Genomic DNA, 15,180 nt, shown 5'->3' with positions numbered 1-15,180 from the left:
TACTCTGCCTCGCGGTAATCCAGGGGTTGGAGCACTGCACCATTGCTATTCATTTGCCTTCACGGGCCGCGACCAGCGTTGGCTGCTCACGACTGAGGGCGAGACACCACAAGGACGTCGCACTCATGACACCCTCATTGCTCAACGACCACGGCCTGCCAGCACAGATCTGGAACAGCGCGTCGCAGCTTGACAATATTCCAGTCATCAACACCCACAGTCTGGTGCCTGCTGGCGCTCGCGCCGTGGTCATTGCCCCGCATCCCGGTGATGAAGTGGTCACTTGCGGCGGCTTGTTGCAATTGCTGTGCAGCCTTGGCCATCCACTGCAATTGCTCTCCATCACCGATGGCAGCGCCAGCCACCCCGGCTCGCGGCAATGGTCGGAACAACGCCTGAGCGTATTCCGCCCGCAGGAAAGCGTCGAAGCCCTGCGCCGCCTCGGCTTGCCAATGCACAGCCTTAAATGGGTGCGCGGCGGATTCACCGACAACGCACTGAGTGATCAACAGACCCAGCTCACTGAATTCATCGGCCGTTACCTGCGCCCGGGCGATGTGGTGTTCAGCACCTGGCGCAAGGATGGCCCGCCTGATCATGAAGTGGTGGGCCGGGCCAGTTTCGACGCGGCACAAAAGGCCGGGGCGAGCTATCACGATGTGCCGGTGTGGGCCTGGCACTGGCCGGAGCGCGAACAGCGCATGATTCCCTGGGAGCGTGCGCGCAAGCTGCGACTCGATACCTGGACCGTTGCGCGCAAGAGCCACGCCACTCACGCTTATGCCAGCCAGCTGAAAGGCGAACCGGCCATCGGCATCGCCCCGCTGCTGCCACCGGTGTTGCTGGAACGGATGCGCTTACCGTATGAGATTGTCTTCGTTTGATCTCGGTCAACTGGACGCCAACAACCTCTGTGGAAGCTGGCTCGTGCGTACGATTAACCGTTTCTGGAAGGAACTGCCACCCTCTCAAATCAGTCGCATGAACAGGCAAGGCCCAATTCAGAGGAGTGAACGTGTCCAGCGATCCCAAGCGTCAAGCGGTCGACGCGCCAGTCATTCATCGCCTGCGGGTACTCACGGTCAACACCCACAAGGGTTTCACCGCGCTGAATCGGCGTTTCATCCTCCCGGAGCTGCGCGAAGCAGTGCGCAGCACCTCGGCCGATCTGGTGTTTCTGCAGGAAGTGGTGGGTGAACATGAACGCCATTCGAGTCGCTACAACGAATGGCCGCAAACCTCTCAATACGAATTCCTGGCCGACAGCATGTGGAGCGATTTTGCCTACGGTCGCAACGCTGTTTACCCCGATGGCCATCATGGCAATGCGCTGCTGTCGAAATACCCGATCCGCGAATACCGCAACCTCGATGTGTCGATCACCGGCCCCGAACGGCGCGGGTTGTTGCACTGCATCCTCGATGTGCCCGGGCATGCCGAGGTGCATGCGATCTGTGTGCATTTGAGTCTGCTGGAAAGCCATCGGCAGTTGCAGTTGCAGCTGCTCTGCCAGTTGCTGGAATCACTGCCGGACGATGCGCCGGTAATCATTGCCGGCGATTTCAATGACTGGCAGCTGCAGGGCAACGCTGCCCTCGCCCGGCGCGATTATCTGCACGAAGCCTTTGAACGGCATCATGGCCGCCCGGCAAAAACCTATCCGGCACGTTTTCCGCTCCTGCGGCTGGACCGGATCTATCTGCGCAATGCCAGCAGCCATGATCCAAGAATCCTCGGTAACAAGCCGTGGACGCATCTTTCTGATCACCTGCCATTAGCGGTGGAAGTGCATCTGTAGACCGATCCTGACGTGACCGTCTGTCGGAACCGCTTGATCAGCGGGCGAAACCCTCTACACCTACAGCAGCACATGGAGTGGCGCATTCAACGGGAGCATGGACCTCATAAGGTGCATCGGTGCACGGGGCGGCTCACAAAGGAATGGCTCATGGATGAATTCCCTAAAAATGATAGAGGGACTGTCATGATGCGCCACGCCACGAAACTGCGGGTGCTGCCGCCGTTCCTGATGCTGCCTGCTTATCTGCTGCTGGACAGTTCGCCCGTTACGGCCGCTTGCTCGCTGGTAGCGGGCCCTGGCAACGATGCTTTCATTTGCGACAGCGGCACCAGCGGTGCGCTGACCGATCTCTCTGGTAACAACAGCCTGACCCTTCCTGTCGGCGGCACGGGCCAGATCAACGGCAGCGTGTCGTTTGGCGCCGGTGCTGACAGGGTCGAGGTCAATTCCGGTGTGATCAGCCTTGCCGTCAATCAAGGCACAGGCGTCGACGATTTTGTGATGACCGGCGGCTCCATCGGGTTTCTTGGCCAAGGTGACGGTCGCGACACGTTCCTGATGACGGGTGGCACCATCGTCGCGGCGTTCGAGGACGGCGATGTTGCACGCATGACCGGCGGTACCATCGGCCGCGTCGACATGAAGCTCGACAACAATATTTTTGACCTGTCCGGCGGACAGATCATCGGCAATCTGGTGGCCGGATTCGGCACCGACACCATTATTGTTTCGGGCGGGCGTATCGGCGGCAATATCAGTGTCAGCGGCGGAAGCGACAGCATTACCGTAACCGGAGGGGAAATCGGCGGCGAGATCCGCGCCAGCGCGGGTGATGATCGCTTGTTATGGGACGGTGGCGGCATCATTCGCTCGGCGATTTTGATGGATGTCGCCAATGACAGCGCGACCTTGCGCAACCTGGACGACAGCATCCTCGCCCTCACACCGAGAGTCGACGGCGGCGCCGGCACTGACGTATTGACCTTTGACAACACGCGGACCGCCCTGCCCGCGCGCTTCAGCAACTGGGAAACGATCAATCTGAACGGTAGCGCCCTCGATCTGGGCTCGAACGCTTTGGTGCTGGGCGACGCAGGCACTGGCACCGGCGTGCTGAATATCGATGCCGCCAGCGTGATCCTTTCGACGCAAGGAGCTATATCGCCTGCACTGGCCGGGCAAGCCGTAACCGTCAACAACGCCGGCATCATTGATCTGACCCGCGATAACAGCCGTACCAATGATGCGTTGACGATCAATGGAAATTACATCGGCAGCGGCGGCCAGTTACTGTTGCAAACCGTCGTCGCTGGCGATGACTCCCCGAGCGACAAGCTGGTGGTCAGCAACGGCAGCCTCGACGGCGCGACGGTGATCAGCGTCAGCAACATCGGCGGGCTTGGCGCGCTGACTCAGCTCAATGGCATTCAACTGGTACAGGCCCAAGGCAGCACGGTCAGTAGCGATAATGCATTTACGCTCAATGGCCCGGTGTCTGCCGGGGCTTATGATTATTACCTGTTCAAGGGTGGCGTCACTGCCGGCACGGAAAACAGTTGGTACCTGCGCTCCGCCGTGGTCGCGCCACCAGTCGCGCCACCGGTGGTCAGCGTGCCGAACCCCGACCCGACCTTGCCTCCGATCATTGTGCCTCCAGTCATTGTGCCGGCGGTTGCTGTACCGATCGCCGCTGTGGCGCCGGCCGGCAGCCCGCCGCTGCCAGTATTGCCCGCTGCGGTGGCAGGCGCCGCGCCCATTGCGCTTTATCGCCCGGAAGTCCCGACCTGGTCGGTGCTTCCACCGGCTGCGGCGCAGTTGACGCTGAGCGCTCTGGGCACGTTCCATGACCGTCAGGGTGATCAACGTCTGCTCAGCGAGACTGGCGCCTTCGGTGCCGGATGGGGCCGGGTGTACGGCAAAAACCTCAATCAGACCTGGGCGGGCACGGTCACCCCGAGCCTCGACGGTTCGCTCAAAGGCTTTCAGGTCGGCAATGATCTGTACAGTTCGCTGATCCTGGACGACATGACTCAGCGCCTTGGTTTTTTCGTCGGGCATAGTCGCTTGCGAGGCGATGTCGACGGCTTCAACGAGGGTTTCCAAAACAACAGCGCCGGCAAGATCAAACTTGAGGGCGACAGCTATGGGCTGTACTGGACGCTGAGCGATCCGCATGGTGGGTACGTCGATACGGTAGTGATGGGTACCCGCTTCGATGGAGACAATCATTCCGATCGCGGCGTGAAGCTGGATAACCGCGGCCATGCGCTGACGCTCTCGGCCGAGGCGGGTTACCCGTTTGCGATGAACGACACCTGGGTGGTCGAGCCGCAGGCCCAGATCATTCACCAAAAAATCTCTCTCGACAGCCAGGACGACGGAATTTCCCGGGTCTCATTCGACTCCGACAGCGCCTGGACCGGCCGTCTCGGTGCGCGTCTCAAGGGGCGCTATCGGGTCAGTGGCTTGCCAGTGGAACCTTTCCTGCGCGCCAACCTTTGGCACACGTTCTCCGGCACCGATTCGGTCACCTTCGGCGACAGCACGGTGATCAATACCGAACAGAAGTCTTCAACAACGGACGTCGGTCTCGGTGTGATATTGACCCTTGACCGCGCTGTCAGCGTGTATGCGAGTACCGACTTCAGCCAGAATATCGACAGCAACGATGAGCGTGGGCTGGTGGCAAATATGGGGGTGCGGATCAGCTGGTAAACGGGTTTTTACGTACAAACAATCACTTAGTTATTTTTTTAAAAACAGCAACTTGCGTCGTGCAATTTGCCAGTACCGCTTATCGTCCATTTTCTTGACGCGCGGGCATCGCTCTTCTTATCTCTACCTTACTACCCCCCGGAATCACTACTGGGGCTGACCTTCCGGCACTCGTGAAATCGAGCCGCCACGGTTCGCCCCGCTCTATTCGGTCGCCCCTCGTTCGGGGTAGGAGAGACGCCAAACTTGAGAAGACGCATGCGCCTGCAAGGTAGACCTCCATGAAAACTTCACTGACCCCACACGAATTGAAAATCACCCTTTGCACAGTGTCAGGTTCGTTGATGCTGTGCTCATCCATGGAGGCGCATGCGGGTTCTGCGGCGGATGAACCCACGTGGTATCGCGCGGAGGTGCCAGTGATGACGTTGCCGGTCACCGTGATAACCCCTGGCCCGCTGCCGCTGGGCCAACAGACTTCGCGCCTGATCACCGAGGATCTGGCGCCCTCCGCATGGGATGAGCTTTATGGCAAACATGCGCGACGCGCTCAGACCGATGCACTGACCTCTGGTTACGCGATGCCCGGCGCAGAGGACAAGGGCCCGGCCGTGGTCACGTTGAAAAGCAACAATGGCGCTACCCAGACCCTTGGTCTGATCGGCGGCGACAATCAGATTCAACTGAGTGCCGAGGGTGCACTGACGCGACGCGCTTTCGCCGCCCCGAACACTGACAGGCTTAATCTGCACGGCCAGAGTCTGGGCGCTTATTACAGCCTCGTGGGCGCGCAAGGCTGGCATGTTGACCTGACGGCCAGCGGCGGCCGGGTCAGTGGTTTCAGTCGTACCGCGCAAGGTAACCGTCAGGTCACCGAAGGCAGCGCGATGACATTTTCTGTCGAGGGCGGTTATCCGATCGGCTTGGGTGAGAATTGGGTGGTTGAACCGCAAGCGCAACTGATCAATCAACGCATTAGCCTCGACGCTCCTTACGCCAGCGCGGGCAACGCTTCCTCGACTGACCTGACAGCGTGGAGCGGCCGCGTCGGTGCGCGGTTGAAAGGCAGTTATGACTTGAACGGGTTGCCGGTCGAGCCTTACGTGCGCACTAACCTGTGGCACACGGTCTATACCGGCAGCACGGTGACGCTGGATCAGGTCGACAAGATCAGCAGCAGTCGCAAATCTTCAACCGTGGAGTTGGGTTTGGGACTGGTGGCACGGGTCACGCCGGCAGTGAGCCTGTACATGAGCGCCGATTACAGCAGCGACGTGGATGACAACGACCTTAACGGAATTATTGGCAGCCTCGGGGTGCGGATGCGCTGGTGAGCCTCTGAACACTGAAGAACCTTGTGGGAGCGGGCTTGCTCGCGAAAGCGGTGTCACCTTCAACTTTATCGTTGACTGACACGGCGCCTTCGCGAGCAAGCCCGCTCCCACAATTGGGATGCGGTTGCGAATCAGCCTTGCGGCTTGAGGATCAACACCGCCAGCGGTGGCAGATTCAGCTCCAGCGACAACGACTGGCCATGACTGGGTACCTCTTCGGTCAACGCCCCGCCACCATTGCCATAATTGGAACCGGCATAAATGTCGGCATCGCTGTTGAACAACTCGGTCCAGCGCCCGGCAAACGGTACGCCGACACGATATGCCTGGCGCGGTACCGGAGTGAAGTTGGCGACGACCAAAACCGGCGAGCCATCCTTGCTCCAGCGCAACCACGCGTAAACGCTGTTGATCGCATCATCGCCAATCAACCACTGGAAGCCTTGCGGGGCGTCGTCCTGATCGTGCAGCGCCGGCTCTTCGCGATACAAACGGTTGAGATCGCCAACCAGTTTCTGTACACCCTTGTGCTCGGAGTACTGCAGCAGGTACCAGTCCAGCTGTTGATCGTGATTCCACTCGCGCCACTGGCCAAACTCGCAGCCCATGAACAACAGTTTCTTGCCCGGGTGCGTCCACATGAAACTCAGGTACGCGCGCAGGTTGGCGAATTTCTGCCAGCGGTCGCCGGGCATCTTGTCGATCAGCGAGTGCTTGCCGTGCACCACTTCATCGTGGGAAATCGGCAGGATGAAACGCTCCGACCAGGCGTAGACCAGACCAAAGCTCAACTCATTGTGGTGATGGGCGCGGTACACCGGATCCTGCTGGATGTAGTGCAGCGAATCGTGCATCCAGCCCATGTTCCATTTGTAGGAAAAGCCGAGGCCGCCCTGCTGGGTGCTCTGGCTGACGCCCGGCCATGCGGTGGATTCTTCAGCGATCACCAGCGCACCCGGGGCTTCCAGCGCGACCACATCGTTCAAATGACGCAGGAAGTCGATTGCTTCGAGATTCTCCCGACCACCGTGGCGGTTCGGCACCCATTCGCCAGCCTTGCGCGAATAGTCGCGATACAACATCGAGGCCACGGCATCGACACGCAGACCATCGATATGGAAGTGTTTCAGCCAATGCAGCGCCGAAGCGAGCATGTAGCCGTGCACCTCGGTGCGGCCGAGGTTGTAGATCAGCGTGTCCCAATCCTGGTGAAAGCCTTCCAGCGGGTTGCCGTATTCGTACAGCGCGGTGCCGTCAAATTGCGCCAGACCATGGGTGTCGGTGGGAAAATGCGCCGGCACCCAGTCGAGAATCACGCCGATGTCGGCCTGGTGACAGGCGTTGACGAATGCGGCGAACTGATCCGGCGTGCCATAACGGGCGCTCGGCGCGAATTGTGAGAGCAACTGGTAACCCCAGGAACCGCCGAAAGGGTGCTCCATGATCGGCATCAGTTCGATGTGCGTGAACCCCAGCTCCTTCACATAAGGAATCAGCCGCTCAGCCAGTTCCGGCCAGGTGTACTGACGCGCGACTTCGCCGAGATCATCCAGCTCGCACTGCCAGGAACCGGCGTGCAGCTCGTAGATGGACAAAGGCTTGGAATGCTTTTGCCGATCCTGACGGGCATTCATCCAGTCATGATCCTGCCAGTCGATTTGCAGAGGCGAGGCGACTTTCGAGGCGGTGTCCGGCGGCAGGCTGGTGGCCAGCGCCATCGGGTCGGCCTTGAGCGGCAGAATGCCGTGGGCGCCAAGGATTTCGTACTTGTACAACTCCCCCGCTTGCAGGCGTGGGATGAACAGCTCCCAAACGCCCGATGGGTGACGCAGGCGCATCGGGTGGCGACGACCGTCCCAGACGTTGAAATCGCCAACCACCGACACGCGGCGAGCATTCGGTGCCCACACGGCAAAGCGCACGCCGTCGACACCATCAACGGTTTTCAACTGCGCGCCGAGGCAGGCACTGAGGTCGCGGTGGTTGCCTTCGGCGAACAGGTACAAATCCATTTCGCCAAGCAACTGGCCGAAGCTGTACGGATCTTCCGCGACCTGCTCGCCACCGGCCCAGCGCGTACGCAACAGATACGGTCGCGCCTGATCGAAATGCCCGACAAACAGCCCCGGGGTTTCGGTCATCTGCAGCGGACCGAGTTCTTCGCCGCTGTCCTTGTCCAGCACCGCCACACTCAGTGCACCGGGCAGATACGCGCGGATGAACTGGCCACCAGCGCCATCGCCGTGCGGGCCGAGAATGGAAAACGGGTCGTGATGCTCAGCGCGCACCAAGGCATCGACGTCACGTGCCGAAGGTAACAACGCTTCCTTTACCACACCCTGTTCCTTGTTCGAGAAACTCATGACTACTCTCCACCAAGATCGGAAAAGGGTTTAAGCCCAGTCAATAATCCATACAAGCCGTGCAATGGCACGGGCAGCCACGTAGGGCGGTTTTCCGCTTCATAGGCCACTTCATAAGCGGCTTTTTCCAGGCCGAACAACGCCAGCGCGGCGTCGGCACCCTCAGGATCCTGCCAGGCATGCTCAAGACTAGCTGCCGCCTCGCGATATGACTGAACAAATGCCTCACGCGCTTCACGCAGATAACGCTCGGCAACGCGTTTACGCGCCGCTTCAGCTTCAGTGCTGTTGTCGACGTTGTGCACGTTGATGGTCATCGCCGCGGCGTAATCAAACGAACGCAGTACGCCACTGACATCTTTGTACGGGCTGTGTTTACCGCGACGCTCGCTCAGCGGCCGCGCCGGTTCGCCCTCAAAGTCGATCAGGTAGGCATCGCCCTTGATCACCAGCACCTGGCCCAAATGCAAGTCGCCGTGCACCCGAATGCGCAATCCGCCGGTGGCTTTCTTCGCCAGGTCCTGCACGTGCGCAAGAATGGTTTTCTTCTCATCGAGCAGACGCTTGACCCGTTTCTGGTCCGCCGGGTTCAACTCGCTTTGATGCTGCTTGAGCAGTTTCAACGCGTGTTCGACCTGGGCGGTGACATCCTTGCCCGTTGCAGCCATGTCCTTGCTTGACGACACCTGCGCAGCGAAGTCTTCGTTATCGGTAGGCGCCGCGAGCACCTGGTGCATCTCGCCCAGACGCTGGCCGAGCATGCCGGCGAAATCCTTCAGCTCACCCAAGGCGTTGTAATGTTGCTCCTGCTCGGACATGGCATCGGCCAGCTCATCGCGCAGCGCCCGTTCAAGGTTGTTCTGCGTCCATTCCCACGCGTCGCCCTGATTGCTCAGGTAGCCCTGCGCGATCATCAGCAGGTTGTCTTGACCTTGGGCGTCGCGACGAATCACCGAGCCCAGCAGTGGAGAGATATTGGCAAACCCGGCCTCGGTCAGGTAAGCGCTCATCTCCAGTTCCGGGTGTACGCCAGAAGCGACTTTACGTATGAGCTTAAGCACCAGGCTGTTGCCGATCACCACTGAACTGTTCGATTGCTCGGCCGACAGGTAACGCACATCCGACTCGGCGTTGAGGCCGAGTTTTTCCAGATGTGGGGTCTGTTCGAAGCGGATTTCGCCCTCGATCGATTCCAGCACCGTGTTGTTCTGCATGCCCTGCAGCACCGCGCGGACGAAGGTCTCCAGGCTGAACGCATCGGTGATCAGACCGACTTGGCGCACACGGCGGACCCGCGACAGCGCCAATTGCTGCGGCAATGGCGGGCCGACATGGTCCTCGGCGATAAAGCCGAACGGCAGTTGATAACGGTTGGTCTGGCCGCCGCTGGTGACTTCGATCTCGCTGAGCAGCACCGGGTGCTGGGCATCGCCGAAGCGCACGCCGTAAGCCAGATTGACCTTCTCGATCGCCGCATCCTTGCCGGCGAACCAGCGCCGGTTCTGCAGCCAGCTCGGCAGAATGCTTTGCTCCAGTGTGTTGCGCGACGGCGCTTCGAGCAGTTCTTCCATGCGTTTTTTCAGCACCAGCGTGGTGAAGTCCGGCAGGCTTTGCGCCGGCTCGACGTGCCAGCTCGGCATCTGGTTTTCCGTCGCCAGCGCAAACCAATAGAAGCCATATGGCGCGAGGGTCAGGAGGAAATTGAGTTGGCCGATAGGCGGAAACGCGTTACCGCCGAGCATTTCCACCGGCACCATGCCCACATACGCCGACAGATCCAGTTCGACCGCTTGCGCACTGCGCGAGACGTTGGCCACGCACAGAATGATTTCATGCTTACCGTCGGCATCGGTGTATTCGCGGGTGTAGGCCAGCACGCGACGGTTGGTCGGCGACAGCATCTTCAAAGTACCGCGGCCAAAGGCTTTCGACTGCTTGCGCACGGCCAGCAGACGCCGCGTCCAGTTCAACAGCGAATGGGGATCGCCGGACTGGGTTTCGACGTTGACCGACTGATAACCATACTGCGGATCCATGATCGGCGGCAGCACAAGACTGGCCGGATCGGCGCGGGAGAAACCGCCGTTGCGGTCGATCGACCACTGCATGGGCGTACGCACGCCGTCGCGGTCGCCAAGGTAAATGTTGTCGCCCATGCCGATTTCGTCGCCGTAATACAGCGTGGGCGTGCCCGGCATCGACAGCAACAGGCTATTGAGCAGTTCGATGCGGCGCCGATCGCGTTCCATCAGTGGTGCGAGTCGGCGGCGAATGCCGAGGTTGATCCGTGCGCGACGGTCAGCGGCGTAGTAGTTCCACAGGTAATCGCGCTCGCGGTCCGTGACCATTTCCAGGGTCAGTTCATCGTGGTTGCGCAAGAAGATCGCCCACTGGCAGTTCGCCGGAATCTCCGGGGTCTGGCGGAGAATATCGGTAATCGGGAAGCGATCTTCCTGAGCCAACGCCATGTACATGCGCGGCATCAGCGGGAAGTGAAAGGCCATGTGGCATTCGTCGCCGTTGACCCCAGCGGCATCGGTGTCGCCGAAGTACAGCTGAGTGTCTTCCGGCCACTGGTTGGCCTCGGCGAGCAACATGCGATCAGGGTAATTGGCGTCGATCTCGGCACGGATCTGCTTGAGGACGTCGTGAGTCTCGGGCAGGTTTTCGTTATTGGTGCCGTCGCGCTCGATCAGGTACGGAATTGCATCAAGGCGCAGACCGTCGATGCCCATGTCCAGCCAGTAACGCATCACCGACAACACCGCTTTCATCACTTGCGGGTTGTCGAAGTTCAGATCGGGCTGGTGCGAGTAGAAACGGTGCCAGAAATACTGGCCGGCGACCGGATCCCAGGTCCAGTTGGATTTTTCGGTGTCGAGGAAAATGATCCGCGTGCCGTCGTATTTCTGGTCGTCATCCGACCAGACATAAAAGTCCCGCGCCGCCGAACCGGGCTTGGCTTTACGCGCACGCTGGAACCACGGGTGCTGGTCGGAAGTGTGGTTGATGACCAGCTCGGTAATCACCCGCAGGCCGCGTTTGTGCGCTTCGGCAATAAAGCGCTTGGCGTCGGCCATGGTCCCGTAATCGCTGTGCACGCCGCGGTATTCGGCGATGTCGTAACCGTCGTCGCGGCGTGGCGAAGGGTAGAACGGCAGAAGCCAGATGGTGTTGACGCCGAGATCGGCAATGTAATCGAGTTTGGCGATAAGCCCGGGAAAGTCGCCGATCCCGTCATTGTTGGAGTCGTAGAACGATTTGACGTGAACCTGATAAATCACCGCGTCCTTGTACCAGAGCGGGTCTTTGATGAAGGCGGCTGCCTTGGGTTTCTTCGCCATGTGGAACTCCTGTTGAATACTTTATGTGCGTCCCACGATGATCGTTCCCACGCTCTGCGCGGGAATGCCGCCATGGACGCTTTGCGTCCGCTTTGGGACGCGGAGCGTCCCGGGATGCATTCCCACGCAGAGCGTGGGAACGATCATTACGTAGCGCTGATTCGCCAAATCCCGAACGGCTGATACGCAGGGTCAATGCGCATGAATTGATATTTGCCGTGCCAATCCCAGCGATGGCCATTCATCAAATCTTCGCCATGAGTGGTGGCGTCATCCGCCAGGCCCATTTCCCACAGCGGCAGTTCGAAATTCGCTTCCTGCACGTTATGCGGATCGAGGCTCACGGCGACGAGGATGAAATTGCTGCCGTCGGCGCTGCGCTTGCCGAAATACAGAATGTTGTCGTTCCAGGCGTTGTAGATTTTCAGGCCCAAATGCGTGTGCAGCGCCGGGTTCTGCCGTCGAATGCGGTTGAGTTGGGCGATCTCGGCAATGATGTTGCCTGGCGCGGTGAAATCGCGGACACGGATCTCGTATTTCTCTGAATCCAGATATTCCTCTTTGCCCGGCACCGGTGCCGATTCGCACAACTCGAAGCCGGAATACATGCCCCACAGGCCCGAGCCCATGGTCGCCAGTGCCGCGCGGATGAGGAAACCGGGACGCCCCGACTCGTGCAGGAACGCCGGGTTGATATCCGGGGTATTGACGAAGAAATTCGGCCGGTAGCACTCGCGCCACGGCGACTGGTTCAGCTCGGTGAAATATTCCGCCAGTTCGGCCTTGTTGTTGCGCCAGGTGAAATAGGTGTAGCTCTGCGAATAACCGACCTTGCCCAGACGCGCCATCATCGCCAGCGTGGTAAAGGCTTCGGCGAGGAAAATCACTTCCGGGTACAGCGTGCGCACGTCGGCAATGAGCCATTGCCAGAACGGCAGCGGTTTGGTGTGCGGGTTGTCGACGCGAAAGATCTTCACGCCTTCCTTGACCCAGCCCACCACGATGTCACGCAGCTCGACCCACAGGCTCGGAATCGCATCCGGCGCGTAGAAGTCGACGTTGACGATGTCCTGGTATTTCTTCGGCGGGTTTTCGGCGTATTTGATCGTGCCGTCCGGGCGCCAGTTGAACCAGCCCGGATGCTCCTTGAGCCACGGGTGATCCTGAGAACACTGAATGGCGAAGTCGAGGGCGATTTCCAGACCATGATCGGCGGCGGCGGCCACCAGGCGGCGGAAGTCTTCACGCGTGCCGAGCTGCGAGTGAATCGCTTCGTGGCCGCCCTCCTCGCTGCCGATCGCGTACGGGCTGCCGGGATCGTCGGGCCCGGCGGTCAGGGAATTGTTGCGGCCCTTGCGGTGGGCGCGGCCGATCGGGTGAATCGGCGTGAAATACAACACGTCGAAGCCCATGTCCTGAATCATCGGCAGGCGCGAATGCACGTCGTTGAAAGTGCCGTGACGCTTGGGGTCGTCGGTGATCGAGCGCGGAAACAGTTCATACCAACTGGCGAACTCTGCAAGTTCACGCTCGACGTCCATCGGGAATTCGGCGCTGACGCTGAGATAGGCGCGGTGATCGGCCTGAGCCATCAGCTCTGCACTGCGCGAGTGCAGAAACAGCGCGACCTGTTCGGTTTCGAGCAGGCCGGACAACTCATGGTGCAGTGCGGCGAGTTGCTCGCTGAGCTGGCCTTCGCTGCGTTCGGCGGCCTGTTGCACCATGGTTCGGCCTTCCTGCAGCTCCAGCGAAACGGGCACCGCAGCGCTGTGCTTCTTCTCAAGCTCATACTGGAAACTGGCGAAATGGTCGATCCACGCTTCGATGCAATAGAGGTAGCGGCCCTGCTCTTGCGGACGGAAGCGGCCTTGCCAGGTGTTGTTGCCCTGATCGGCCATGACCTCGGTCTGCCAGGATTCCTGGCCTTCCTCGCGCCAGCGGATACGCACGGCGAGCTTGTCATGACCGTCGGCGAACACTTTGCTGGTTACCACGACCTCGCGCCCGGCAATCGATTTGACTGCAAACTGGCCGCCGTCGAGCGTCGGCATGGTGTTTTCGATGACGATACGCGGCAGCAGCAACGCCTGCGACAGCGGCATGTGCGGGTTGTAACTCAGCTCTGAAGGTTTTTCAGCAGTCATTGAGCATCTCTCCTTAACGCCCCAAGGACGCTCTTGTGCCAGAACAGTATTCGCGACAAAGCGCCGGCCCTGTCATGAACTCACTTAGTTTCCGAGCAACCGGCGCGGGGAAAAGTTCAGATGAAATTATCGAGACGCACGCACGGATCGAATCAGCCGTGACCGGGTCAACTCACTTAAGCACGTCCCACGCCATGTGCCATACGGAGGTCACCTGATGAGCATCCCGATCCCGGCAGAAACGCCTGATCCGAACATCGACAAACCCACCCTGCCCGAGACCGAGCCGCCGGCGGTTCCGGAACAAGAACCGCCCGGCACCACGCCACCGCCAAAAGAAGAACCACCGAGCACAATGCCGCCGGTAATCGTCTGACATATCCATATCTGCTTTGCCAGCCCTGTAGGAGCTGCCGAAGGCTGCGATCTCTTTGCCGCCCTGCAAATCAAAAGATCGCAGCCTTCGGCAGCTCCTACACGGGACCGAGCGATGGGCTACAGGTGGTCGTTCTTGTCGACGTCCTTTTCGAACACTCTCACCACGTAAGGCATCACGCTGAAGATCGCCAGCGCCAGGATGGTACTGAGCAAGGCGGTCGCCTCCTTGCCGAGCCCTGCCGCCACGCCGATCGCTGCGGTCATCCATAAACCGGCCGCTGTGGTCAGGCCTTTGACATGCGCTTCATCGCCCTGCTGATTTTTCAGAATGGTACCGGCGCCGAGAAAGCCGATCCCGGCGATCACGCCCTGCAGCACTCGGCTCATGGCATCGGACTCGGCGCCCGAGGTCTGCGGCACCAATACAAACAGCGCAGCGCCCAACGCCACCAGCATGTGCGTGCGCACGCCCGCTGCCTTGCCTTTATGTTCACGCTCGAAACCGAGAATCCCGCCGAGAATCGCCGCCATCACCAGACGTACGGTGATCCGGGTCATCTGCGAGGCATCGCCAATGTCGGCAAATTCGGCTTGCATCGTTGCCCACACTTCATCCCACCAGTCTTCCATCGTGCTTCCCTTGTTATTGGCCTGATAAGCGATGGACAACAGCGACCATTAATCGGTTGCGCAGAACGATCGGCGCGTTGCGCTTCCTAACGTGCAGACCTAACCGGAAAAAGGACTGCCGTTATGCCCGTTCGTATCGATGAAACCAATCCCGAGCAGAAAGTGTGTTTTTTCACTGTTGAACATGGCGAGGAAATTCGTATCTGCGACACGCTGGAAGTCCTGACCGATAGCGACAAAGCCATGTCGTTCGTGGAAATTGAAGGCAAACGCACCTACGTCACCGAAGCGGAAGCCGACGCCCTCACCGTCGCTGGGGCCAAAGACGGGCGCAAACATCTGAAAGCCGACGATCGTGATTCGGTGGTTTGATTGACCTCGATCAATACCCCCCGCAGACGCCTGCAACAGGCGTTTGCGCCGCGCCCGGCCTGATGCTTCAAGTTGTCGCAGGCACCGCGCCAAAGCTCA

Annotated in this window: 10 protein-coding genes; 6 read left to right on the top strand and 4 right to left on the bottom strand. The window is 59.9% G+C overall.

Features of this window, described 5'->3' with window-relative positions; genetic code table 11:
- Positions 1 to 125 precede the first annotated feature (125 nt).
- The 4 genes from CXF97_RS17275 (at position 126) to CXF97_RS17260 (ending at position 5,850) form a co-directional block, all read left to right on the top strand.
- Entirely contained in the window at positions 126 to 884 is a 759-nt protein-coding gene (locus tag CXF97_RS17275; RefSeq protein WP_101159530.1) for a PIG-L deacetylase family protein, read from the top strand.
- A gap of 131 nt (positions 885 to 1,015) precedes the next feature.
- Positions 1,016 to 1,798, top strand: a complete 783-nt coding sequence (locus CXF97_RS17270) for an endonuclease/exonuclease/phosphatase family protein (RefSeq protein ID WP_101159529.1) — start codon at positions 1,016 to 1,018, stop codon at positions 1,796 to 1,798.
- A 186-nt stretch (positions 1,799 to 1,984) separates the two neighbouring features.
- Positions 1,985 to 4,516: an autotransporter outer membrane beta-barrel domain-containing protein gene (locus CXF97_RS17265; protein ID WP_101159528.1), complete on the top strand. Its 2,532-nt coding sequence runs from the start codon at positions 1,985 to 1,987 to the stop codon at positions 4,514 to 4,516.
- Between the two features lie 281 nt (positions 4,517 to 4,797).
- Positions 4,798 to 5,850: an autotransporter outer membrane beta-barrel domain-containing protein gene (locus tag CXF97_RS17260; protein WP_101159527.1), complete on the top strand. Its 1,053-nt coding sequence runs from the start codon at positions 4,798 to 4,800 to the stop codon at positions 5,848 to 5,850.
- A 131-nt stretch (positions 5,851 to 5,981) separates the two neighbouring features.
- Here CXF97_RS17260 and glgB read toward each other — a convergent pair whose 3' ends face one another.
- From glgB to CXF97_RS17245, 3 genes are all read right to left on the bottom strand, one after another.
- Entirely contained in the window at positions 5,982 to 8,213 is a 2,232-nt protein-coding gene (glgB, locus tag CXF97_RS17255; RefSeq protein ID WP_101159526.1) for a 1,4-alpha-glucan branching protein GlgB, read from the bottom strand.
- Between the two features lie 2 nt (positions 8,214 to 8,215).
- The gene (treS, locus tag CXF97_RS17250; protein ID WP_101159525.1) at positions 8,216 to 11,557 is read right to left on the bottom strand and encodes a maltose alpha-D-glucosyltransferase; all 3,342 of its coding nucleotides are present in this window, start codon (positions 11,555 to 11,557) and stop codon (positions 8,216 to 8,218) included.
- 146 nt (positions 11,558 to 11,703) lie between these two features.
- Positions 11,704 to 13,701, bottom strand: coding sequence for an alpha-1,4-glucan--maltose-1-phosphate maltosyltransferase (locus CXF97_RS17245; RefSeq protein ID WP_101159524.1), 1,998 nt, complete (start codon positions 13,699 to 13,701; stop codon positions 11,704 to 11,706).
- 217 nt (positions 13,702 to 13,918) lie between these two features.
- Between CXF97_RS17245 and CXF97_RS28250 the strand changes: the two genes are divergently transcribed.
- Positions 13,919 to 14,077, top strand: coding sequence for a hypothetical protein (locus tag CXF97_RS28250; RefSeq protein WP_165368403.1), 159 nt, complete (start codon positions 13,919 to 13,921; stop codon positions 14,075 to 14,077).
- 119 nt (positions 14,078 to 14,196) lie between these two features.
- Here CXF97_RS28250 and CXF97_RS17235 read toward each other — a convergent pair whose 3' ends face one another.
- Positions 14,197 to 14,709 (bottom strand): MgtC/SapB family protein, encoded by a 513-nt coding sequence (locus CXF97_RS17235; protein ID WP_016774631.1) that lies wholly within the window; start codon positions 14,707 to 14,709, stop codon positions 14,197 to 14,199.
- Between the two features lie 123 nt (positions 14,710 to 14,832).
- Between CXF97_RS17235 and CXF97_RS17230 the strand changes: the two genes are divergently transcribed.
- Entirely contained in the window at positions 14,833 to 15,081 is a 249-nt protein-coding gene (locus tag CXF97_RS17230; RefSeq protein ID WP_101159523.1) for a DUF3203 family protein, read from the top strand.
- Positions 15,082 to 15,180 lie beyond the last annotated feature (99 nt).

Origin of the sequence: Pseudomonas sp. Choline-02u-1 (genome assembly GCF_002836515.1) — a bacterium.
In the GTDB taxonomy this organism is placed as follows: domain Bacteria; phylum Pseudomonadota; class Gammaproteobacteria; order Pseudomonadales; family Pseudomonadaceae; genus Aquipseudomonas.
This window is presented reverse-complemented; position numbering and strand designations above follow the sequence as displayed.

Coding starts and splice junctions, on each gene's coding strand:
- CXF97_RS28250 (WP_165368403.1), top strand. CDS start 13,919: ATGAGCATCCCGATCCCGGCAGAAACGCCTGATCCGAACATCGACAAA.
- CXF97_RS17235 (WP_016774631.1), bottom strand. CDS start 14,709: ATGGAAGACTGGTGGGATGAAGTGTGGGCAACGATGCAAGCCGAATTT.
- CXF97_RS17245 (WP_101159524.1), bottom strand. CDS start 13,701: ATGACTGCTGAAAAACCTTCAGAGCTGAGTTACAACCCGCACATGCCG.
- CXF97_RS17275 (WP_101159530.1), top strand. CDS start 126: ATGACACCCTCATTGCTCAACGACCACGGCCTGCCAGCACAGATCTGG.
- treS (WP_101159525.1), bottom strand. CDS start 11,557: ATGGCGAAGAAACCCAAGGCAGCCGCCTTCATCAAAGACCCGCTCTGG.
- CXF97_RS17230 (WP_101159523.1), top strand. CDS start 14,833: ATGCCCGTTCGTATCGATGAAACCAATCCCGAGCAGAAAGTGTGTTTT.
- CXF97_RS17260 (WP_101159527.1), top strand. CDS start 4,798: ATGAAAACTTCACTGACCCCACACGAATTGAAAATCACCCTTTGCACA.
- glgB (WP_101159526.1), bottom strand. CDS start 8,213: ATGAGTTTCTCGAACAAGGAACAGGGTGTGGTAAAGGAAGCGTTGTTA.
- CXF97_RS17265 (WP_101159528.1), top strand. CDS start 1,985: ATGATGCGCCACGCCACGAAACTGCGGGTGCTGCCGCCGTTCCTGATG.